Raw genomic sequence first — 22768 nt, forward strand, 5'->3', positions numbered from 1 at the left:
GGTCGCTTTTTTATTTACCGTGCGCAAGATTACTCGGCGCCTGGCTCTTCAGATTTGTACTTCGCAGCCGTCTCTTTGATCAGCTGCTGCAGTTCGCCGCGCTGATACATCTCAATCAGGATGTCGCAACCGCCAACCAGTTCACCGTCAACCCACAGCTGCGGGAAGGTCGGCCAGTTAGCGTATTTTGGCAGCTCAGCGCGGATATCCGGGTTCTGCAGAATATCAACGTAAGCAAAACGTTCGCCACAGGCAGAGAGCGCCTGCACCGCCTGAGCGGAGAAACCACAGCTAGGCAGTTTCGGAGAACCTTTCATGTACAGCAGGATCGGGTTTTCAGCAATCTGCTGCTGAATTTTTTCAATAGTAGTGCTCATGTCTTGCTTCCTTTTACTTCTGTTACGGCAATAGTCTGACATTGTAGCGTTTCAGGCCGACTACGGAAAATAACATTTTCGTCACGTATATGATTTTACCGCGCGTGGCGTAAAGTTGCATTGTAAAACTACCTTATCCCGCTCTCCCCTGCGGCTTTGCTCAGCGAATGTACAAATCAACCGGTTGAAATTCCGATTTTTTGCACTTGCTAACGAAACGCAGTTTTAGATGCAAAAAGTTTATTAACGCAGAGGCTTTTTATAGATTAGAATCGACAAGTTTTGTAAATCAGACGCAGGATAATTTATATCCAGCTATTACCAGGGGAATGCCCAGTGGCGCGAATAAATAAATTCTCGATCACGCTCTGTGCTTTGCTGTTTTCATCTCTCACCTTCACGCCGGTGGCAAATGCCTCAGAGCAGGCGCGGCCTTCTGCCGCCCACAAAACGCATCTGGCGAAAGCCACCGAACCGAAGAAAAAAAGCAGCACCGGCAAAACCACGAAAAAAGAGAGCACCAGCAAAAAAAGCACCGCCAGTAAAAAAAGCACCGCCAGTAAAAAGAGCAGCAGCAAAAAAAGCAGCCTCGCTAAAACACAGCCAGCCACCTCCAGTAAGAAAAGCAAAAATTCCTCCCGCAGCGCGCCCCGTACAACTCAAACCGCTTCCCGCGTTGTGACAGAAAAATGTACATCCCGTAAAGGACGTAAAGCGCAGTGCGTGAAAACCAGCAAGACCACGACCCTTGCCGAAGCGCACAAAGTCCGGGTGCAAAAAGCGCAGAAAACGGCGTTAAATAAGCTGATGGGCCAGATTGGTAAACCGTATCGCTGGGGCGGCAGCTCACCGCGTACCGGTTTCGACTGCAGTGGTCTGGTCTATTACGCCTATAAAGATCTGGTGAAGTTCCGCATCCCGCGCACCGCCAACGAAATGTACCATCTGCGTGACGCCTCCCCGGTGGATCGCGGTGAGCTCGAAAGCGGCGATCTGGTGTTCTTCCGCACCCAGGGTCGCGGCACCGCCGATCACGTTGGTGTCTACGTTGGCAACGGCAAATTTATTCAGTCGCCGCGTACCGGCCAGGATATTCAGATCACCTCCCTGAGCGAAGACTACTGGCAGCGCCATTACGTTGGCGCTCGCCGCGTGATGAAGCCCAGCACGCTGCGTTAACCCCCTGCCCCGTAGGTAAGCCTGCGGGGTAAGTTCCTCTTTTGTAGGGTCTTTCAATTTGCTACTCTATCCTTACATTCAATATGGTTATTGGATGGTTCACTATAATAAGGAGAGAAGCAATGTCGTTTGAATTACCTGCATTACCATATGCAAAAGACGCCCTGGCCCCGCATATTTCTGCGGAAACCCTGGAGTATCACTACGGCAAACACCACCAGACCTATGTCACCAACCTGAATAACCTGATCGCCGGCACCCCATTTGAAGGGAAAACCCTGGAAGAGATCGTGCGTAGCTCTGAGGGCGGCATCTTCAATAACGCCGCCCAGGTGTGGAACCACACCTTCTACTGGCACTGCCTGGCGCCACAGGCCGGTGGCGAACCGACGGGTGATCTGGCTGACGCCATCACCGCCACCTTTGGCAGCTTTGCGGAATTTAAAGCGAAGTTTACCGACGCCGCGGTGAAAAACTTTGGCGCGGGCTGGACCTGGCTGGTGAAAGAGGCGGACGGGAAACTGGCCATCGTTTCCACGTCCAATGCGGGCACGCCGTTGACCAGCAACGCTACCCCGCTGTTAACGGTGGATGTATGGGAACACGCTTACTACATCGATTACCGTAATGCGCGCCCGAACTACCTTGAGCACTTTTGGGCGCTGGTAAACTGGGAATTTGTTGCGAAGAACTTCGCAGCATAACGAAAAAAGCAGAAGGCCGGGCCTTCTGCTTTTTGGTGTTATTCGGCGGCGCAAACCGGTTCAGGTTGTTTTCTGTCGGCCATTAGCACCAGCAGAAGCCCCAGCGCGGCAATGATGGCCCCCATCACCGGAACAAAGCTGTACCCCAGCCCGCCGGAGATCACCGCACCACCTGCCGCCGCACCCAGCGCATTCCCCAGGTTAAACGCCCCAATATTGACGGAAGAGGACAACCCTGGCGCATCGCTTGCCACGCGCATCACGCGCATTTGCAGCGGCGGTACCACCGCAAAGGTCGCCATCCCCCAAACCACCATCGCGAACGCCGCCCCCACTTCATTACGTGCCAGCCACGGGATCGCCAACATAATCGCGATCAGCAGCATTAAAAAGCCTTTCAGGGTACCGCTTACGGAGCGGTCCGCCAGCTTGCCGCCCAGGAAGTTGCCGAGCGAGAAACCGACGCCAATCAGCACCAGCATCGCGGTAACAAAAACAGGTGTCGCCTGGTTAATGTCATGCAGAACGGGCGCAATGTAGGTATAGAGGGTGAACATCGCTCCGGCGCCCAGCACCGTGGTCAGCAAGGCGGAAAGCACCTGCGGGCGCATCAGCACTGCCAGCTCCTTGCGCACCTCCGGCTTTTCGCCCGCGCCGCCCGCTGGGAGGGAGAAGAAGAGCGCGACCATCGAGACCACGCCCAGAAGCGCCGTCGCCAGGAAGGACATCCGCCAGCCGATAGCTTCGCCCATCCACGTTGCGGCAGGTACGCCGCCAATATTGGCGATGGTGAGCCCCATAAACATGGTTGCTACGGCGCTGGCCTGTTTATGCTTCGGCACCACGCTTGCGGCGACCACCGACCCGAGGCCAAAGAAGGCGCCGTGATTAAGGCTGGTCAAAATACGCGACAGCATCAGGGTGGTGTAATCCGGGGAGAGCGCCGACAGCACGTTGCCGACGGTAAAAATCGCCATCAGGAAGATCAGCGCATTACGACGGCCGCGATGGGAAAGCAGCAAGGTCATCAGCGGCGCTCCTACCATTACCCCGATAGCGTAAGCACTGATTAACATGCCCGCAGCAGGAATAGAGACATCCACACCCCGGGCGATAACCGGTAGCAGTCCCATTGGAGAAAACTCGGTGGTGCCGATGCCAAATGCGCCAATGGCCAGGGCCAGCAGCGGAAAATTGATTTTCATACTTCAACTCCGGATACCGTGTCGTCAGGCGACACAGAACAATGAAGGCGAAAGCATGACATCAATCACAAAAAATGAGAAGTTAACAATTTGGCAAAAGATTTTTGCAGGAAGCGTAACAATAGCAGAAGGGAGACGAGGGAGCATGAGCTCCCTCACAAATATCAGTGCAGCGCAGCCGTCAGACCGCTGGCAACGATCAGACCCAGAACAATAACGGTGGTAATCAGCGAAAACTTAAGATCGGTACTCATCAATTTTTCTCCTTTTAATCACCCTACGAAGAGTGAGCTTGCTCATTTTTGCACAGTTCAGGGTAAAAATCTTGCTGGATTTAGAATGATATCGATTTTTACTCTTCCCCTTTTGGTCAAGATCAGCCAAAATTCCACGCTAAATTTATTAGCGTACCGGCCATTGACCCCCTCCTGACGTCCTGTGTCGTTTTCCCGGCGTACCGCAATTCAAATTGCGCAATTAGGGCGAGTGAAGGCAAACGTTTACCTATTGGTTTTTCAGGAGCTTAAGATATGGTCTGGAGTGACATCTGATGGCAACAATTAAAGACGTAGCGAAACGCGCAAACGTTTCCACTACAACCGTATCACATGTTATTAACAAAACCCGCTTTGTGGCGGAAGAGACGCGTAACAACGTCTGGGCAGCGATCAAAGAGCTGCACTATTCTCCGAGCGCCGTCGCCCGTAGTCTGAAGGTGAACCACACCAAATCGATCGGCCTGCTGGCGACCAGCAGCGAAGCCCCCTACTTCGCAGAAATTATTGAAGCGGTAGAGAAAAACTGCTTCCAGAAAGGTTACACCCTGATCCTCGGCAACGCCTGGAACAGCCTGGAGAAGCAGCGGGCCTATCTGTCGATGATGGCGCAAAAGCGCGTCGACGGCCTGCTGGTGATGTGCTCGGAATATCCGGAGCCGCTGCTGAAGATGCTGGAAGAGTATCGCAACATTCCGATGGTGGTGATGGACTGGGGCGAAGCGAAAGCCGACTTCACCGACTCGGTCATTGATAACGCCTTTGAAGGTGGCTACATGGCCGGACGTTATCTGATCGAACGCGGTCATCGCGATATCGGCGTCATCCCGGGGGCGCTGGAGCGCAACACCGGCGCCGGTCGTCTGGCCGGTTTTATGAAAGCGATGGAAGAGGCCTTAATCACGGTGCCAGAAAACTGGATCGTCCAGGGCGACTTTGAGCCGGAGTCCGGCTATCGCGCCATGCAGCAGATCCTCTCCCAGACGCCGCGTCCAACCGCTATTTTCTGCGGCGGGGATGTGATGGCGATGGGTGCCCTGTGTGCCGCTGACGAGATGGGGCTGCGCGTGCCGCAGGACGTTTCGCTGATCGGGTATGATAACGTGCGCAACGCCCGTTTCTTCACCCCGGCGCTGACCACCATCCACCAGCCAAAAGATTCGCTGGGCGAGACCGCCTTCAACATGCTGCTCGACCGTATCGTCAACAAACGTGAAGAGTCGCAGTCTATTGAAGTGCATCCGCGTTTGATCGAACGCCGCTCTGTCGCCGATGGCCCGTTCCGCGACTACCGCCGTTGATCCGCTCAGGGAGCCAGTACCTCTGGCTCCCGCAGCCACTCCCTGTTCATCGTTTCACTGTCCCCCAGATAATCCAGCAGCCACGCCAGCGCCGGTGACATGTCGTTTTGTTGCCAGGTGAGGCAGCAGGCCGCATCCGGGAAGGGGTTTTCCAGCGACAGCGCCACCCATTTGCCACTGTCTATCCACGGCCGGGCAAAATGGACCGGCACCATCCCCACGCACAGCCCGGCAGACAGGCAGGTCGCAGAGGATTCCCAGTCCGGGGTGACGATCCGCCGCTGGTTATCCAGCAGCCAGGTGATCCGTTTCGGCAGCGAGCGGGAGGTATCTTCCCGCACCAGCGACGGCCAGTTGCGCAGAGTGTCATCGCTGAGCGGGCCGGGAAGCGCGGCCAGCGGATGGTGGCTGGCCACCACGCAGACCCAGCTTAGCATCCCCATATCGCGAAACGCGTAGCGTCCCCCCACCGGTATCGCCTGGGTCGCGCCGATCGCCATCTCCACCCTGCCGTCCGCCAGCGCATCCCAGACACCGTTAAAGACCTCCTGGGAGACGCGCAGCTCAACGTCAGCGAAGTGGCGATAAAAGTCGACAATCATCTGACGGGTGCGCTCGGGACGTACAATGTTATCCACCGCAATGGAGATATGCCCGCGCCAGCCGTTGGCGATCTGCTGACACTGTTCGCGGGTGATCTGCATTTTTTTGATAACAGAGCGCCCCTCCTTCAGAAACCACAGCCCGGCAGGCGTCAGCTCCACATCACGGTGACGCCGTTCAAACAGCGGCACCGCCAGCCACTCCTCAAGCTGACGCACCGTATAGCTGATGGCTGACGGGACGCGATGTAACTCCTGCGCTGCGCCGCTGAAGCTGCCGTTACGCGCAACGGCATCCACCACTTCAAGGGAATATTCTGACCACATTTTCTGCCTGCAAAAAATTTGAATGCAACCGCCAAATATTAGCGTTTCACAAGCGGGATTGCACTGCCTACACTCAGCGGCTACCTAAACCTGCATCCATAAGGACAATAAAACAATGCAACCCGGGAAAGGATTTTTAGTCTGGCTCGGCGGCCTGAGCGTGCTGGGCTTTCTCGCCACCGATATGTATCTGCCTGCGTTCGCCATCATGCAGGCGGATCTGCAAACCCCGGCTGCCGCCATCAGCGCCAGCCTGAGCCTCTTCCTGGCCGGTTTTGCCTTCGCGCAGCTGCTCTGGGGACCGATGTCTGATCGCTTCGGACGCAAGCCGGTGCTGCTGGCTGGCTTAGCCATCTTTGCATTCGGCTGCCTCGGCATGCTGTGGGTACGCGACGCCACCTGGCTGCTGGTGCTACGCTTCATCCAGGCGGTGGGCGTCTGCGCCGCGGCGGTGACATGGCAGGCGCTGGTGACCGATTACTACCCGGCATCGCGAACCAACCGCATTTTCGCCACCATCATGCCGCTGGTTGGCTTGTCGCCGGCGCTGGCACCGCTGCTCGGTAGCTGGATCCTCGCCCATTTCAGCTGGCAGGCCATTTTTGCGGTGCTGTTTGCCATTACCCTGGTGCTGATGATCCCGGCCTTTTTCCTGAAGCCAGTGACGGTAAAAGAGGCGCAGCCAACCTCCCGCGTGACCTTCTTTACCCTGCTTCGCTCCCGCATCTACCGCGGTAACGTGCTGATCTACGCTGCCTGTTCTGCCAGCTTCTTCGCCTGGCTGACCGGCTCGCCGTTTATCCTCAACGAGATGGGCTACAGCCCGGCGGTAATTGGCCTGAGCTATGTGCCGCAGACCATCGCCTTCCTGATTGGGGGTTATGGCTGCCGCGCCGCGCTGCAAAAATGGCAGGGTCACCAAATGCTGCCGTGGCTGCTGGGCCTGTTTGCCGTCAGCGTGATCGGCACCTGGGCGGTCGGGTTTATCCCGGGCGTCAGCCTGGCGGCGCTGCTGGCCCCCTTCTGCCTGATGGCAGTGGCGAACGGTGCCATCTACCCTATCGTCGTGGCGCAGGCGCTGCGTCCCTTCCCGCAGGCGACCGGCAGCGCGGCGGCGCTGCAGAACACCCTGCAACTGGGACTCTGCTTCCTCGCCAGCCTGCTGGTCTCCTGGCTGATTGCCACCCCGTTGCTCACCACCACCAGCGTAATGGTCGCAACCGTCGTGCTGGCTGCGCTTGGCTATCGGATGCAGTATCTCCCCGCGGGCCAGCAGGATGAGCGCCCGCAGGCCGAATCTTCCCACGCCTGACAGGAGAGTTAATTAGCGCGCTAACAATATCCTGTTGAATCACCATGATATCAGTCCTATACTGACTGAAGCGTTCTGATAAATACTACAAATATTAAGTGTTAACGGGAGCCGGAGTGCTCCCGTTTTACCATGGATGGCCTTTCGGCAAGGGTCCTCTCCCTTCCTCTGTTCTACGTCGGATATTAGCCTCACGGGTCACACCGTGAAATTTCTCACTCTCCATAAAGAGCGTCTACGCTGTTTATGGGTTCTGATCACATTAGGTGATGGAGAAGCTATGAGTTCATCGTGTATAGAAGAAGTCAGCATCCGGAATGATGACTGGTTCCGGATAGTCAATGAATTGCTGAGCCGCGCGGGTATCACCATCAACGGCCCGGCATCCTCCGATCTACAAATTAAACACCCCGATTTTTTTAAACGCGTCCTGAAGCAGGGCTCGCTGGGTCTCGGCGAGAGCTATATGGACGGCTGGTGGGAGTGCGAACGGCTGGACATCTTTTTCCACAAGGTGTTGCGCGCGGGTCTTGAATCACAGCTGCCCAGCCACCTGAAGGATACCCTTCGCATTGCTACTGCCCGCCTGTTCAACCTGCAAAGTAAAAAGCGCGCCTGGATTGTCGGCAAAGAGCATTACGATCTTGGCAACGACCTGTTCAGCCGCATGCTCGATCCGGCGATGCAGTACTCCTGCGGTTACTGGAAAGAGGCCACCACGCTTGAGCAGGCGCAGCAGGATAAACTGCGCCTCATCTGCGAAAAACTGCAGCTACAGCCCGGTATGCGGGTACTGGATATCGGCTGCGGCTGGGGTGGTCTGGCAGAGTTTATGGCGCAGCACTATGGCGTGAGCGTAGTCGGTGTGACCATTTCAGCGGAACAGCAACGCATGGCGCAGGCGCGTTGCGCCGGGCTGGATGTGACTATCCTGTTGCAGGATTACCGCGATCTGAACGATCAGTTCGACCGCATTGTCTCGGTGGGGATGTTTGAGCACGTGGGGCCGAAAAACTACAACACCTATTTTGAGGTGGTGGATCGTAACCTGAAGCCGGATGGCCTGTTCCTGCTGCATACCATTGGTTCGAGAAAAACCGACCATCGCGTCGATCCCTGGATAGACAAGTACATCTTTCCGAATGGCTGTTTACCCTCAGTTCGCCAGATTGCCAACGCCAGCGAAGCCCATTTTGTGATGGAGGACTGGCATAATTTTGGCGCTGATTACGATACCACGCTGATGGCCTGGCATGAGCGCTTCATTGCCAGCTGGCCGGAGATCGCCGACAACTATTCTGAACGATTTAAACGGATGTTCAGCTACTATCTGAATGCCTGTGCCGGTGCGTTTCGCGCCCGTGATATTCAGCTGTGGCAGGTGGTATTCAGCCGCGGTGTGGAGCACGGCCTGCGGGTGGCCCGCTAAAAAAGACCCCGGCTTGCCGGGGTCTTTTTTTATCATGCGTCGTTGAGCGTCTGCTGGATAGCGGCGGCCTCTTTTGCCGCCAGTACGCGCTCTACGGTATCGACCACCGCCTGGGTTTGCGGATCGATTTCGATATTCACTCTGTGACCCAGCTTTTTGCTGCCGAGGGTGGTGCGCTGCAGCGTCTCGGGGATCAGGTGGACGCAGAATCGGGTAGGCGTTACTTCACCGACGGTCAGACTGATGCCATCCACGCCAATAAAACCTTTATAGAGGATGTACTTCATCAATGACGGATCCTGCACCTTGAACCAGATTTGACGATTATTTTCTGAGGTGAGGATTTTGGCGATTTCCGCGGTGGTCATAATATGGCCTGACATTAAATGCCCGCCAATTTCGTCGCTGAATTTCGCGGCGCGCTCCACGTTAACAATATCGCCCTCAACCAGGTCGCCCAAATTGGTAATGCGCAGCGTCTCTTTCATTAAATCGAAGCTGATGAGATTACCGTTAATTTCGGTCACCGTCAGGCAACAACCGTTGTGTGCAACCGATGCCCCGGTCTCCAGCCCATCAAGCATCTCATCCGGCAGGGCGACGACATGGGTGCGGAAGTTGGGTTTTTCATCAATGGACACCAGTTTCGCGGTGCCCTGCACAATACCAGTAAACATGCTTACGACTCCTGTTTGTTCCTTCGGTGTTAACACCGTTTAATCTCACCACAATAACAGTTGAAAATAGAGGTTGCCAGTACCCACCTTTTCTGGCGATTTTTTCACTAGATAATTAGCTTATCCCCGCTACAATAGCTGGAATTCCCCGCATCTTCTTCTTGCTGTTTTTCGCAGCGGCTTTTTTTGCATTCAAATAACAACAAAACCAAAGGTGTTCACGTGCAGAAGTACATGAGTGAAGCGCGTCAGTTATTAGCTCTGGCAATCCCGGTGATACTCGCGCAAATCGCCCAGACCTCAATGGGGTTCGTCGATACGGTTATGGCGGGTGGTTACAGCGCCACCGATATGGCCGCGGTAGCCATCGGTACCTCTATCTGGCTACCGGCTATTCTCTTCGGCCACGGCCTGCTGCTGGCCTTGACGCCAGTGATTGCCCAGCTTAACGGCTCCGGGCGGCGGGATCGTATCGCCCATCAGATCCGCCAGGGCTTTTGGCTGGCCGGTCTGGTCTCGGTGTTGATCATGCTGGTGCTATGGAACGCGGGCTATATTATTCACGCCATGCGCAATATTGACCCGGCCCTGGCGGATAAAGCCGTCGGCTATTTACGCGCCCTTCTCTGGGGGACGCCGGGTTATTTATTCTTCCAGGTGATGCGTAATCAGTGCGAAGGTCTGGCGAAGACCAAACCGGGCATGGTGATGGGCTTTATCGGCCTGCTGGTCAATATTCCGGTGAACTACATCTTTATTTACGGTCATTTCGGCATGCCTGAACTGGGCGGCATCGGCTGCGGCGTTGCCACAGCGGCAGTCTACTGGGTGATGTTCTTCGGCATGCTCTCCTATGTGAAGCGCGCCCGCTCCATGCGTGATATCCGTAACAAAGCGGGTTTCAGCCAGCCTGACATGGAGGTGGTCAAACGTCTGGTGCAGCTGGGCCTGCCTATCGCGCTGGCGCTCTTTTTCGAGGTGACGCTGTTCGCGGTGGTCGCCCTGCTCGTCTCCCCGCTGGGGATTGTGGATGTAGCCGGGCACCAGATCGCCCTTAACTTCAGCTCGCTGATGTTCGTTCTGCCGCTGTCGCTTGCTGCCGCGGTGACCATTCGCGTCGGTTATCGCCTCGGTCAGGGCTCTACGCTGGATGCGCAAATCGCGGCCCGGACCGGCATTGGCGTAGGCATGTGCATGGCCGTCTGCACCGCGCTGTTCACCGTCACGCTGCGCGAGCAGATCGCCCTGCTCTATAACGACAACCCGGAAGTGGTGCTGCTGGCCTCCCATCTGATGCTGCTCGCGGCCGTGTACCAACTCTCCGATTCAATCCAGGTGATCGGCAGCGGCGTGCTGCGAGGTTATAAAGATACGCGGTCGATCTTCTTTATCACCTTTATCGCCTACTGGGTGCTGGGTCTGCCGAGCGGCTATATTCTGGCGCTCACCGATCTGGTGGTGGATCGTATGGGCCCGGCCGGTTTCTGGATGGGCTTTATCATCGGTCTGACCTCCGCCGCCGTTATGATGATGCTGCGCATGCGTTTTTTACAGCGCCAGCCATCCAGCGTGATTTTGCAACGCGCTGCACGTTAATCACCCGCCAGCCGCCTGCGGGCGGCTACTTTCTCTTCATTTTGCGCGGGAATAGAGCAATCGCGTGAAATCTGAAAGAAAATTGCGGTTTGCCTCTTGCCTCATGCGACCACTGCCGCTAATATCCGTCCCCGTTGTCACACACAACAATGCGTTCATAGCTCAGTTGGTTAGAGCACCACCTTGACATGGTGGGGGTCGTTGGTTCGAGTCCAATTGAACGCACCATTCTGCGTCCGTAGCTCAGTTGGTTAGAGCACCACCTTGACATGGTGGGGGTCGGTGGTTCGAGTCCACTCGGACGCACCATTTCAGTTCTGAAATGGTGCAATCCCTCTTCTTCTCTGATTTATCACTTTCGCTTCGTTTCTGAGTTGCTCATCACCCGTTTTCTACCACACTTAACCTGCATAGCATTTTTCCCATGGATTCGGTAAAAAAAACAGCAGGTAAACACAATGAAAAAAATTGCCATTGTCGGAGCAGGTCCCACGGGGATCTATACCCTCTTTTCTCTTCTGAAACTGAATACACCGCTTTCCGTCACCGTTTATGAACAGGCTGAAGAGGCCGGCGTCGGGATGCCCTATAGCGATGAAGATAACTCGCGCATGATGCTGGCCAACATCGCCAGCATTGAGATCCCGCCCCTTTTCTCCACCTACCTCGCGTGGCTGCGCACCCAGAGCGAGGCGCATCTTGCGCGCTACGGCGTGCAGAAATCCACCCTGCACGACCGACAGTTCCTGCCGCGCATTCTGCTGGGCCAGTATTTCCGTGACCAGTTCCAGGCGCTCATCGCACAGGCACGAAAACAGGGCTTCGAGATCACCGTCCACGAGTCCTGTCAGGTGAGCGATCTGCTGGCCAGCGCCGAGGGGGTGAGCATCTGGACCGACGGCAAACTCACTCCTGACCAGTTCGAGCTGGCGGTGATCGCCACCGGCCACGTCTGGCCGGACGAAGATACCTCTCCACGCGACTTCTTCCCGAGCCCCTGGTCCGGGCTGATGGAGGCCAGTATCGGCGCGGGCAAGGTGGGCATTTTAGGTACCTCCCTGAGCGGGCTGGACGCGGCAATGGCCGTCGCCGTACAGCATGGCAAATTCATTGAGACCGATGACGAGCAGATCCACTACCGGCTCGATGACAAGAGCGAGGCGCTGAAGATTGTGCTGATGTCCCGCTCTGGCATCCTGCCCGAAGCCGATTTCTACTGCCCTATCCCTTACGAGCCGTTAACCGTGGTTACGGAAACGGCTATCGAGGCGGCGATCCAGCAGGGCACCACCGGCCTGCTCGATCGGGTGTTCAGGCTGATGGTTGAAGAGCTGAAGCAAGCCGACCCGCAGTGGAGCAAGGCGATCGCTCTGGACACCCTCACCGCCGACAGCATCCGCGACGCCTGGTTTGCCGACCGCCAGAAGCATGGCCCGTTCCGCTGGTCGGTCTCTAACCTGGATGAAGTGGAGCGCAACAAGCGGGACCGCCGCACGTTGCCGTGGCGCTACACCGTGTTGCGGCTGCATGAGGCCGTGGAGAAGATTGTGCCCTACCTGGATGAGACCGACAGAGAACGTTTCAAAACGGGGCTGGCGCGGGTGTTTATCGACAATTATGCGGCGATCCCCTCACGGTCGGTGCGCCGACTGCTGGCCCTGCGCGAGGCGGGCATCATCAGCATCGAGGCGCTGGGCAATGAGTATGAACTGGCCGCAGAAGGGAACCGGACGGTCATTCACGCCAAGGGTAAACGCTGGATCTTTGATACCTTTATCGATGCCCGCGGGCAAAAAGCGCTGAAAAGCAAAGACCTGCCGTTCCCTTCCCTGCGCGAACAGCTTGTCTCTGCGGGAGAAGATATCCCCGACGTCGGCGACGATTACACCCTGCTGGCACCGGAGTACCTGCGCGGGCGCATCGCCTTCGGCGCCCTGCCCTATCTGATGCACGATCGTCCCTTTGTCCAGGGCCTGGTGGCCTGCGCGGAGATCGGCGAAGCAATGGCGAAAGCCGCCGTTCAGCCCGCCTCGCGCGTACGCAGGCGATTGCCGTTTATGGCGGAGTAAAGGCGGTTTCGCAGGCGGCGGCCAACGCCAGCAGCGGAGATTCATCGGCTACGGGAGAGAGAATTTCAAGCCCCACGGGAAAGCCGCTGCGCGTTCTGCCGCAAGGAAGCGTGATAGCGGCGCAACCGCTGATGGCCGCCAGCTCAGGTGCACATCCGGGCGGCATCTTCTCCAGACTGTCGGGTATACGGCACACCGTTGGGTAAAGGTACGCGTCGACCCCCGCCTGCTCTGCTACCTGCCCAAGAGTGTGGCGCAGCCGACGCCGCAGCTCTCTTTCGGCGCGCCACGCCGGGGTTTTCAGTTTGTCGCAGGCGAGCATCCGGGTCAGCAGCGGCAAAAACTCCGGCAAAAATTGCCCGGATGCTACAATCGCATGCAGATCCGTCGGCGCCCCCGGATGCTGCTTTAACCAGGCATCGAATCCCACGCGAAATTCGAACAGGCTCAGGCAGGTTGCTCCCTCCACGTCGCGCAGTATCGGCAGGTCGATCTCCGTAAGCGTTGCGCCGTGACGCGCAAGCTGCGCGAGGGCGGCATGCCATACCTCTCCCAGGTGTGAGTCGCTCCCTTCCAGGGTGCGGATCACCCCAAAACGCACCCCTTTCAGCGAAACGGGTTCAAGGGTCCGTGGCGTCTGGCCGTGAATAATCCAGTGCAGCAGGGCCGCATCCTGGACGCTATGTACCATCGGCCCCACCGTGTCTTTACTGAGAGAGAGCGGCGCGATGCCCTCCATCTGCTCCCTGCGCACCCGCGGTCTTAACCCCACCAGCCCGGTATAGCTGCACGGGATGCGGATCGAGCCGCCGGTATCGGTTCCTAACGCCCCCTCTGCCATCCCTGCCGCCACCGCCGCCGCGCTGCCGCCGCTGGAGCCGCCTGCCGTGATGCCTGGGAAAAGCGGATGATGTACATCGCCGCCAAGGGAGCTGCGGGAGCGGACGTCGAAGGCAAACTCGGACATATTGGCCCGGGCCAGAATTATCGCCCCGGCAGCCCGCAGACGGCGCACCACCAGCGCATCCCCTGTGGACCGAAGTGCGGCCAGGGCCTGACACCCTGCCGTTACCGGCAGTCCGGCGCAGGCGATATTATCTTTGACGATCAGCGGTACGCCGTGCAGCGGCCCCAGTAGCTGGCCGCGACGCCGCAGCGACTGGCAGATGTGCGCCTGGGCCTGCGCCTCCGGATTGATGCCGAGGATTGCGTTCAGCTGCGGCTGCCCGGCGATGATCGCCAGCCGTCGGGCTATCTCTTCGGGGGCATCCCTGGGGGGAATCAACCGACTCTTTTGCATATCGTCCTCTTCACAGTCATGCCGGAGGCCAGCGCAGCGCGCTGACCTCCCGTTGCAATCAGTCCCGCAGCCCGGAGGTGATGGCATCCAGCGCTTCCGGATGCAGACGGATCTCCGCGGCGCGGCGGTGCCCCTGCATCCCCTCGGTACGGCTCTGGCGAATGGCCGGTTCCGCAATCGCCGTGATGCCCTGCTCATCGATCCACTGATGGGTACAGATTTTAACGTAAGCCCCCACCCACAGCCCGCCGGTGTAACGTGCTGCCGCCATGGTTGGCAGGGTGTGGTTGGTGCCGCAACATTTGTCCGAGAAGACCACGCTGGCGTTCTGGCCGATAAACAGCGAGCCGTAATTGCGGATTTTCGCCGCCGTGCTGTGCGGGTCGCGGGTATGGACCTGCAGATGCTCGGTCGCCATATGATCCGCAAAGGCGATCAGCTGCTCTTCGCTGTCGCAGACCACGATTTCACCCTGACGACGCCAGGCTTCCCCCGCGGTCGCGGCGGTAGGCAGCGTCATCAGCTGGCGCTCAATTTCTGACAGTACCCCCTCGGCGATCGCCCGGCTGGTGGTTGCCAGCCCGACGCGAGTGTGGACATCATGCTCGGCCTGCGCCAGTAGATCGGCGGCAATGATGCGCGCATCGGCGCTGTCGTCGGCGACGGTGAAGATCTCGCTCGGCCCCGCCAGGGCGTCAATCCCCACTTTACCAAACACCTGGCGCTTGGCCTCGTTCACAAAGGCGTTGCCCGGTCCGACAATTTTATCCACTGCCGGTACGCTCTCCGTTCCCCAGGCCATGGCTGCCACCGCCTGAGCGCCGCCAATTTTAAAGATCCGGTGCGCCCCGGCCAGGTGACAGACCGCAATCATCGACGGGTGCGCCGCGGGCGGCAGACAGGCGATGATCTGTTCGCATCCGGCAACCGTGGCGGGCACGATGGACATCACCGGCGCGGAGAGGATCGGATAGCGGCCCCCCGGCACATAACACCCCACCGTCTGAACCGGAATAATCCGGTGCCCCAGATGCACGCCAGGCAGGGTTTCCACCTCCAGCGGCTGCATGGTGGCAAGCTGAGCCTCGGCAAAGCGCCTGACCTGGGCGATGGCAAACTCGCTGTCGCGGCGGGTCTGCGGGTCCATCTCGCGCAGCGCGGTCTCAATCTCCTGGGCCGTGACTTCAAACTGCGCGGGCACCACCTTATCAAACTGCCGCGAGAAATCTCTCAGGGCCGCGTCGCCCTCGTCTTTTACCCGCGCAATAATGCCACCGACCGTGTCGGTTAACGATTTGTCGGCCTGCGCATCCTGCCCCTGGGGACGTTTGATCCAGCTCACCTGATCAACAATTGACTGTACAGACATTATGCTTCCTCCATTTGACCCAGTTTGATTTGTGCCAGCAGCGCCAGGTGATCGTAAAGCACCCACTCGTCGACAATTTTGCCGTTAATAATGTGGTAGTGAGACATCCCCATCACGAACAGACGTTTACCGGTCGGTTTACCCAGCTCGCCGTAGCCCAGGTGGTGGCCCTCGATGATCCAGCGTATCGCTACCTTCGTGCCGCCTTCGTCGCACGGGTTGGAGCAGATGTGCTGCGGCAGCCAGGCGCCGTCAGGGATCATGCCGATCAGGGCCAGGGTCTGGTGGGTCACCGACGCTGTGCCGTACAGTTCTTTCATCAGCGGGCCGTGCCACTGAACGTTCGGCGCGTAGACCTCTTTGATCTTGCCGAGCATCCGGCGGTTATAGATTTCGTGCATCCAGCGCAGGCACTGCTCTTCGGTGTCGGTATGGGCAATGGAGACATCGCAGACCATCTCCGGCGGATACTGCCCCAGCATGCGGCCGTTTTCACCGATGTCGGTAACGCGAAAGCCCTTGTCGAACTGCTCTTTCGCCATGTTAAAGGCGATTTCATCGGTGTTCAGTCCCAGCTGCTTCATCAGCGACATGTTGTCGCTCACCACCCACTCGCGATAGATCTTATTCTCGTGGATCATGCAGTCGGCCACGGTGCGGGTGACGAACGTTCGGTTAGTCGGTTTGCCAAGGTGGCTGAACTGGGTATGGCGCCCGCTGCCGGTCACCAGGTGCGAGGTGTAAAAACCGTCCACGTCGTTACCGTTCCAGATCACCTGGGTCGCCATGCCTCGGCGCTCCGGAAAAGCCACCAGGCGTTGCAGCGTATCCTGCACCACCTGCTCGCGGGTATAGAGAGTACCCAGCGCGTTATATAAGACGCAGTTGTGCGTATAGTGGGTGTAAATTAATCCTACGTCGCGTTCATCCCATATTTTATGGGTGCAGCGAACAATATAATCGACAATATCGGTATAACACTCATCGAACCCGCGTAATGATTGCGCCCGCGGACGTTTCTCCGGCACTAAATCAATAAAGTCGCGACGCTCAACCTGTAATACCGGTTCATCACGGGTGAGCTTATTATTTTTTTCAGGTACGGCTGGTGCTTTATTTGTTGCTTCAGTTGAAGACATATAAACCCCTGCTTCTGTTTTCAGACAATACGATCCCGCACCCGGAATGGATGGAGAATGGAGCCGCAATACTTATTGCGGCGGATTTAAAAACGTTCAGGTAAGAAATATAGCGGAGGCGGACCTCCGGTTAATTGACGATTTGCGACCAGATAGCTAATTCATCAATACCAAGATATTCGCGAATAATTAAACCATCGCGTAATTCAAGCTGACTGATACCGGTGATCGATACCGGCTTACGGGTCGGCACGCCAAACTTGCCATATCCGTCGTGCCAGGTCAGGAGCGACCAGCGCAGCGAAATGCGCACCGGCTCGCCAGGGTCCCGGCGCACGATAAGGTGGTGCAGCTGCACTTCGCTGTCGGCAAAGGAGGCGCGGTATCCCGACAGTAGCGCGGCAATCTCCTGCTCTCCCGTGCCGCTGCAGTGGCCCGGCGCATAGAGCGTGGCGGCAGGATGATACAGACCCGGCACGGTGCCGCTGTTACCGCCCGCCCACATGGTGAGATAGCGCTCTACTACTCCGGCAATCGGCCCTTCGACATCATCCCCTTCCGGGCCACCCGCCCAGCGGGCGTCCAGCGTTTCGGCGGTCGCCCGGGGAATACCCAGCTGCTCCTGCATGCCCGCCAGATTGCGCGCAAATTCCTGCACGTTGAGTCCGAGCTGAGCGACAATCGCCGCTCTGTCCTGCAAAAGCCACTCCTGGCGCACCGCGCCGTCGGCACAGATACGGTCGGCCCAGGTGCGCACCCAGAGGGTTTTGCCGCTGGGTGCGCCGAAGAAGCCTTCGCCCATATGGCGAATGCAGGCGATGGTACGCTGGGCGGCGTAGTACTCATTGCCGGGATTCTCGGTTGCCAGAATGTCCTCGGTCAGCACGGTGCGCTGGGGAAAGCTGTGCATCGCCTCCAGGGTCAGGCGCATAAACTGCGGCAGATCGGTTAGCTGTTTTTCCGGGGTGATAAAGACCACCGGCGTAGCGTAGAAGTCGGCAAGCTGGCCGATATCCTTTTGTTCCCAGACCACATGCGTCAGGGTGAGAATGAATTGTTGGATAGAATCGAACTGAGGGCTGAAGCCCGGCAATCTGCTCATTTGTCCTCCTGCGTCTGGAACATGTAATAACCCTTGGCGTCGATAGCCCCCGCATGCGGTCGGCGCGCGGAGTGGCGTACCACCAGTTTGCCCGGCACGGTAATTTGTTCAGGTTCGATCGTACCGCTGTCGATCTGCTTCATCAGCAGCTCCACCGTGGCGCTGACCATCGCCTCGACGGGCTGTGACGCGGAAGTTAATGCATAGGATGCCCAGCCGGAGGGGCCGATATCGTCGTAACCCACAATAGAGACATCTTCAGGGATGCGCAGGCCAAACTCGTAGCGCGCCACATCCATGACGATCACCGCCATATGGTCATTGGCGACAAAAATGGCGTCCGGCGCGGGGGATGCAGAGAAGAGCGCATAGGCCGCACGGGCTGTCTCCTGGGCATCGTAATTGCCGTTCACCAACCGGACATCATCAATGCCCTGCTCCTGCAAAGCCTGCAAATACCCGCGCTGACGGGCAATGTTGACGGACGAGTCCGCCACCCCGCCTACGTAGGCAAAGCGTTTATGTCCTGCCGCCAGTAAAAATTCGGCAATCTGGCGGGATGCCGCCTCGTTATTGCTGTTAACGCTCGATGCCATCCCGCTCTCTTCGCTGCGGTTAAACAGCACCACCGGGATCCCGGCGGCAAGGCACTCCTGGGAGAGGTCAAGCGACAGGGTGACCGAAGCCAGCACGATGCCGTCCACCCGGTACTGCATGATCTGGTCGAAAATCCGGTCAACATTCCCGTCGCGATCGCCGACAAACAGCAGCAGGTGATAGTTAAGGGTGTCCAGCTTTTGCGCCAGCGCCTCAAGCACCTGGGGGTAAAACTGGTTATCAAAATAGGAGATCACCACGCCGATGATCCGCGAGCGGGCCGTGTTAAGCGAGCGGGCGATGGCGTTAGGCCGATAGCCCAGCTCACGCGCCGCCTTGAGCACCTTCTCACGCGTTGCCGGTGAGATGCTCGCCCCCGGCGTGAAGGTGCGGGACACCGCCGATTGTGATACTCCCGCCAGCTGCGCCACCTGCTGAGAGGTCACCGCTGTAAAAGTCTTACGTTTCATTACCGTGAGTTCCTTATCCCTGTGACTCCCCTCATCGGCACTTGTGGCAGGGCTATTCCCTGTCACCGCGCCGCAGGAAGCGGGTACTTTTTATACTTACACCATGTTTGCATGCGTATGCAACAGCCTAAATTATTTTTTTCACAATGGTGATAAACGACCTTTACAAATTTGAAACCTTTTCGTAACTTCAATTTTTGAATACGTATGCAGAGCAATATTCACACCGTCAATTGTACCGGGCAGCCTGGTCAGTATCCAAAGGGATTGAGCCGGTAAACGTTGTACTTGACTGGTTTTAACCCATTACGTTTTAAGAGGTTCACAACCATGTTTCGAGCACTGTTACGCCGACCCGAAGCCCGGCTCTTTTTTATCATCAGCGTATTGTTTTTTATCTGTATTCACAGCATTGATGCGTTCCTGGCACCGATGATGATCAACCAGGGGATGGAGCCGCAGGTGATGGGGATCATCATGGGGGCCAGCGGCCTCGCCACGCTGCTGATCCGCTTTCCGCTTGGGATTGTTTCCGATGTGGTGAAGAGTCGAAAAATCTTTATCCAGGGGGCGCTGGTCCTGCCGATTATCGCCTGGCCGCTGGCGTGGCTGGAGCCTAACGCCCTCACCCTCTATCTGGCGAAGGCGGCTGACGGCGTCACCGCTGCCACCTGGGTGCTCTACAACATTCTCTTTATTCGCTATTTTGACCGCAAAGATGCCCCTGCTGCGGTGGCCTTTCTGGCGCTGGCAGGGCCGCTGGGGGTGTTTCTCGGCAACTGCATTGGGGGTCTGTTGATTCACTATTTTGAGAACAACATCGCATTTTTCGTCTCCTGCGTCTCGGCGCTGGTGGCGCTGCTTCTCACCACCCGCATCCAGGATGTACACGATCCGGTCAAAGCCCCGACGCTTAAAGCCTGTATCGCCGGTGCCCGCCTGCAGTTGGCCGACCGTTCGGTGTGGCTGATCGGTATCCTGGCGACCCTCGTTATCCTGGTGCCTTTTGCTACCCGCGATACGCTGACGCCGATCTATGCCGAGCAGTTAGGCGGGCGTGCCGGGATCTTAACCCTGCTGAGCAACATCCATCTGATCTTCTACGCCCTCGCCATCGCCCTGTGCAGCAGCCTCTTTTATCAGCGCCTTGGGCTGATGAAGACGGCGGTGCTGGGCATTGTCCTGCAGGTGGTGTCGACCTTAGGCATCCCCTTCACCAGCAATATGTATGTCATCTATCTGTTACAGGCGCTGGCGGGCTTCTCGTTCGGGATGGCGTTCGCGGCCTTTATGTCCCTGAGCGTGGTCAATACTACCTCTGATGAGCAATCCACGCGCATGGGTCTGTTCCAGACCATCTACTCCTGCGGGATGTTTGCCGGGCCGGTGATCATGGGCGTGATGATGCAGCACATTAATCTGTCGTCCGGCTATCTCTTTATTGCTGGCCTGTCGGTTATCGCGGCCATTGCCACCCCGCTCTCCGTGCGCTGGGTGAATAGCCGTAAAATGCCGCCGTCTGCGGAATTATCCCTTAACGCCCCACTCGCGCCCGCGCGCGACCAGTAATTTTTTAATCACCCAAACATTTATCCCGGCCCGCCGGGAGGACAGTTGTCATCTTAATTATGCGAGGAAGAGATTGTGGCTTATATGCTTAAAACCAGTAAACCGGTTCAGGAACGTCAGGATGCGCAGCGTCAAATAAGGGAAACGGTAGAGCTTATTCTGGCGGATATTGAAAAACGCGGTAATAAAGCTATTCGCGAATTATCCATTAAGTTTGATCGCTATGATCGGCAGGATTATCGCCTGAGCGACGCGGAAATTAATGCCTGCATCAATAAATTAAGCCGCCAGGATATTCACGATATCGAATTTGCACAGGAGCAGGTCTTTAATTTCGCCCGCGCTCAAAAAGAATGTCTGCGGGATCTGGAAATTGAAACCCGTCCGGGGGTGATTCTCGGGCATAAAAACATCCCCATTAATGCGGTGGGGTGTTATGTCCCGGGCGGAAAGTATCCTCTGTTGGCCTCGGCGCATATGTCGATTATCACGGCCAACGTGGCGGGCTGCTCCCGTATCGTAAGCTGCGCCCCGCCGTTCGGCGGCGAACCGGCACCCGCAATCGTCGCGGCGCAAAAAATGGCTGGCGCCACGGAAATTTATGCGCTGGGGGGAATTCAGGCCATCGGCGCGATGGCGCTGGGCACCGATTCGCTCTCGCCGGTCGATATGCTGGTCGGGCCCGGTAACGCCTTTGTAGCGGAGGCCAAACGCCAGCTCTTTGGCCGGGTCGGGATTGACCTCTTTGCCGGTCCGACGGAGACACTGGTGATTGCCGACGAGACCGTTGACGCCGAAATGTGCGCCACTGACCTGCTGGGACAGGCCGAGCACGGTGTGACCACCCCCGCGATTCTGCTGACCAACTCGATGGCCCTTGCCAAAGAGACGCTGCGCGAGATCGATCGCCTGCTGGAAAAACTGCCCACCGCTGATATCGCCCGCCAGGCGTGGCGCGATTACGGGGAGATCATCGTCTGCGACAGCTACGAAGAGATGCTCGCGGAAGCCGATCGCATCGCCTCTGAGCATGTTCAGGTCATGACCGCCCGGGACGACTGGTTCCTGGCCAACATGACTAACTTCGGCGCCCTGTTCCTCGGCCCACGCACCAACGTTGCCTATGGCGATAAGGTGATCGGCACCAACCATACACTGCCCACACAAAAAGCGGCGCGTTACACCGGCGGCCTGTGGGTGGGGAAATTCATGAAAACCTGCACCTGGCAGAAAGTCCTCAGCGATGAAGCCACCACTGAGATCGGCAGCTACTGCTCGCGCCTCTCGCTGCTGGAAGGCTTCGCCGGACATGCTGAGCAGGCCAATATCCGCGTCCGCCGCTACGGCCAGGTGGAGGTGCCTTACGCCACCCCGGCGCCGATCAGAGAGAAGGTGTAAGTCATGGCGTTTCCTGAGATGCCCTCCTTCGGCCTGCACGGAAAGCGGGCCCTGGTGACGGGCGGCTCCCGCGGACTGGGATTCGCCTGCGCTGTCGCCCTGGCGCAGAGTGGCGCAGAGGTGTGGATTGCCGCCCGGGATCGCCAGGCGCTGGATGCGGCTGCCACCCTCGCCGCCGAACGCGGGCTGCTGCTGCGTCCGGTGGCGCTGGATATAACCGATGTCGCCCAGGTGGAGGCCGTCACCGAAGCCCTGCCCGCCTTCGACATTCTGGTCAACAGCGCCGGGCTGGCTCGCCACGAACCGTTTCTGGCGGTCAGCGAGGCGAACTTTGATGCGGTGATGGCGATCAACCTGCGGGCGACCTTTTTTGTCAGCCAGCGGATCGCCGCCCGGATGCGTGAGGAGCGAATAGCAGGCTCGATCATCCACATCTCCTCCCAGATGGGGCACGTCGGCGGCCCTAAGCGCAGCGTCTACTGCGCGTCGAAATTTGCGCTGGAAGGGTTAACCAAAGCCATGGCGCTGGAGCTTGGCGAGGCGGGGATCCGGGTTAATACCCTCTGCCCGACCTTTATTGAGACGGCGCTGACCGCATCGTCGCTGGCCGACCCCGCCTTTCGCCACTACGTGCTGGAGAATATCAAGCTCGGACGCACCGGTACCGTCGAAGATGTGATGGGTCCGGTGGTGTTCCTGGCTTCCGGCGCCGCAGCGATGATCACCGGCAGCGCGCTGATGGTCGACGGCGGCTGGACCGCAACCTGAGGA

20 protein-coding genes and 2 tRNA genes are annotated in these 22768 nt (G+C 57.8%); 12 read left to right on the top strand and 10 right to left on the bottom strand.

Features of this window, described 5'->3' with window-relative positions; translation table 11 throughout:
• Nucleotides 1–29 precede the first annotated feature (29 nt).
• Nucleotides 30–377: a monothiol glutaredoxin 4 gene (grxD, locus tag DVA43_RS07795; RefSeq protein WP_032617810.1), complete on the bottom strand. Its 348-nt coding sequence runs from the start codon at nt 375–377 to the stop codon at nt 30–32.
• 336 nt (nt 378–713) lie between these two features.
• Between grxD and DVA43_RS07800 the strand changes: the two genes are divergently transcribed.
• Nucleotides 714–1556 carry a C40 family peptidase gene (locus tag DVA43_RS07800; protein WP_114315183.1) on the top strand — a complete coding sequence of 281 codons (843 nt, stop codon included), beginning with the start codon at nt 714–716 and terminating at the stop codon, nt 1554–1556.
• Between the two features lie 122 nt (nt 1557–1678).
• Nucleotides 1679–2260, top strand: a complete 582-nt coding sequence (gene sodB, locus DVA43_RS07805; RefSeq protein WP_114315184.1) for a superoxide dismutase [Fe] — start codon at nt 1679–1681, stop codon at nt 2258–2260.
• A 38-nt stretch (nt 2261–2298) separates the two neighbouring features.
• On the opposite strand, the gene DVA43_RS07810 is transcribed toward sodB, so the two are convergent.
• Nucleotides 2299–3465: an MFS transporter gene (locus tag DVA43_RS07810; protein ID WP_114315185.1), complete on the bottom strand. Its 1167-nt coding sequence runs from the start codon at nt 3463–3465 to the stop codon at nt 2299–2301.
• A gap of 164 nt (nt 3466–3629) precedes the next feature.
• Nucleotides 3630–3719 (bottom strand): YnhF family membrane protein, encoded by a 90-nt coding sequence (locus tag DVA43_RS07815; protein ID WP_103179357.1) that lies wholly within the window; start codon nt 3717–3719, stop codon nt 3630–3632.
• A 296-nt stretch (nt 3720–4015) separates the two neighbouring features.
• Between DVA43_RS07815 and purR the strand changes: the two genes are divergently transcribed.
• Complete coding sequence (gene purR / locus DVA43_RS07825; RefSeq protein WP_103179356.1) at nt 4016–5041, top strand: HTH-type transcriptional repressor PurR; 1026 nt, start codon at nt 4016–4018, stop codon at nt 5039–5041.
• Between the two features lie 5 nt (nt 5042–5046).
• Here the strand turns inward: purR and punR are convergent, their stop codons facing one another.
• On the bottom strand, nt 5047–5970 hold the full coding sequence (gene punR, locus DVA43_RS07830) for a DNA-binding transcriptional activator PunR (protein WP_114315186.1): 924 nt from the start codon (nt 5968–5970) through the stop codon (nt 5047–5049).
• Nucleotides 5971–6085: 115 nt separating this feature from the next.
• On the opposite strand from punR, the gene punC reads away from it, so the two are divergent.
• Both punC and cfa read left to right on the top strand, forming a co-directional pair.
• Complete coding sequence (punC, locus tag DVA43_RS07835; RefSeq protein ID WP_114315187.1) at nt 6086–7282, top strand: purine nucleoside transporter PunC; 1197 nt, start codon at nt 6086–6088, stop codon at nt 7280–7282.
• A gap of 280 nt (nt 7283–7562) precedes the next feature.
• Nucleotides 7563–8711, top strand: a complete 1149-nt coding sequence (cfa, locus tag DVA43_RS07840; protein WP_103823901.1) for a cyclopropane fatty acyl phospholipid synthase — start codon at nt 7563–7565, stop codon at nt 8709–8711.
• Between the two features lie 32 nt (nt 8712–8743).
• Here cfa and DVA43_RS07845 read toward each other — a convergent pair whose 3' ends face one another.
• Nucleotides 8744–9388, bottom strand: a complete 645-nt coding sequence (locus tag DVA43_RS07845) for a riboflavin synthase subunit alpha (RefSeq protein ID WP_114315188.1) — start codon at nt 9386–9388, stop codon at nt 8744–8746.
• Between the two features lie 222 nt (nt 9389–9610).
• Here DVA43_RS07845 and mdtK point away from each other — a divergent pair, with 222 nt between their 5' ends.
• From mdtK to DVA43_RS07865, 4 genes are all read left to right on the top strand, one after another.
• The gene (mdtK, locus tag DVA43_RS07850; protein ID WP_103823931.1) at nt 9611–10984 is read left to right on the top strand and encodes an MdtK family multidrug efflux MATE transporter; all 1374 of its coding nucleotides are present in this window, start codon (nt 9611–9613) and stop codon (nt 10982–10984) included.
• 151 nt (nt 10985–11135) lie between these two features.
• Nucleotides 11136–11212: transfer RNA gene (locus tag DVA43_RS07855), tRNA-Val, on the top strand.
• Between the two features lie 4 nt (nt 11213–11216).
• Nucleotides 11217–11293: transfer RNA gene (locus DVA43_RS07860), tRNA-Val, on the top strand.
• A gap of 149 nt (nt 11294–11442) precedes the next feature.
• Nucleotides 11443–13053, top strand: coding sequence for an FAD-NAD(P)-binding protein (locus DVA43_RS07865; protein ID WP_114315189.1), 1611 nt, complete (start codon nt 11443–11445; stop codon nt 13051–13053).
• Here the strand turns inward: DVA43_RS07865 and DVA43_RS07870 are convergent.
• The 5 genes from DVA43_RS07870 to DVA43_RS07890 all read right to left on the bottom strand — a co-directional run bounded on the left by DVA43_RS07870 (nt 13040) and on the right by DVA43_RS07890 (nt 19030).
• Nucleotides 13040–14353: an amidase family protein gene (locus tag DVA43_RS07870; protein ID WP_114315190.1), complete on the bottom strand. Its 1314-nt coding sequence runs from the start codon at nt 14351–14353 to the stop codon at nt 13040–13042. The genes DVA43_RS07865 and DVA43_RS07870 overlap by 14 nt on opposite strands.
• A gap of 58 nt (nt 14354–14411) precedes the next feature.
• Nucleotides 14412–15722 (bottom strand): histidinol dehydrogenase, encoded by a 1311-nt coding sequence (gene hisD / locus DVA43_RS07875; RefSeq protein WP_114315191.1) that lies wholly within the window; start codon nt 15720–15722, stop codon nt 14412–14414.
• The gene (locus tag DVA43_RS07880) at nt 15722–16861 is read right to left on the bottom strand and encodes an ester cyclase (protein WP_103823897.1); all 1140 of its coding nucleotides are present in this window, start codon (nt 16859–16861) and stop codon (nt 15722–15724) included. The genes hisD (DVA43_RS07875) and DVA43_RS07880 overlap by 1 nt, the downstream gene beginning before the upstream one ends.
• 130 nt (nt 16862–16991) lie before the next feature.
• On the bottom strand, nt 16992–17963 hold the full coding sequence (locus tag DVA43_RS07885) for a nuclear transport factor 2 family protein (RefSeq protein ID WP_114315192.1): 972 nt from the start codon (nt 17961–17963) through the stop codon (nt 16992–16994).
• The gene (locus DVA43_RS07890) at nt 17960–19030 is read right to left on the bottom strand and encodes a LacI family DNA-binding transcriptional regulator (RefSeq protein ID WP_114315193.1); all 1071 of its coding nucleotides are present in this window, start codon (nt 19028–19030) and stop codon (nt 17960–17962) included. The genes DVA43_RS07885 and DVA43_RS07890 overlap by 4 nt, the downstream gene beginning before the upstream one ends.
• A 330-nt stretch (nt 19031–19360) precedes the next feature.
• Here DVA43_RS07890 and DVA43_RS07895 point away from each other — a divergent pair, with 330 nt between their 5' ends.
• The 3 genes from DVA43_RS07895 to DVA43_RS07905 all read left to right on the top strand — a co-directional run bounded on the left by DVA43_RS07895 (nt 19361) and on the right by DVA43_RS07905 (nt 22765).
• Nucleotides 19361–20599: an MFS transporter gene (locus DVA43_RS07895; RefSeq protein ID WP_114315194.1), complete on the top strand. Its 1239-nt coding sequence runs from the start codon at nt 19361–19363 to the stop codon at nt 20597–20599.
• Between the two features lie 75 nt (nt 20600–20674).
• A complete protein-coding gene (gene hisD, locus DVA43_RS07900; protein ID WP_210406699.1) occupies nt 20675–21997 on the top strand; it encodes a histidinol dehydrogenase in 1323 nt (440 codons plus the stop codon).
• Between the two features lie 3 nt (nt 21998–22000).
• Nucleotides 22001–22765, top strand: a complete 765-nt coding sequence (locus DVA43_RS07905; RefSeq protein ID WP_114315195.1) for an SDR family NAD(P)-dependent oxidoreductase — start codon at nt 22001–22003, stop codon at nt 22763–22765.
• Nucleotides 22766–22768: the final 3 nt, after the last annotated feature.

It is taken from the genome of Leclercia sp. W6 (assembly GCF_003336345.1).
In the GTDB taxonomy this organism is placed as follows: Bacteria; Pseudomonadota; Gammaproteobacteria; order Enterobacterales; family Enterobacteriaceae; genus Enterobacter.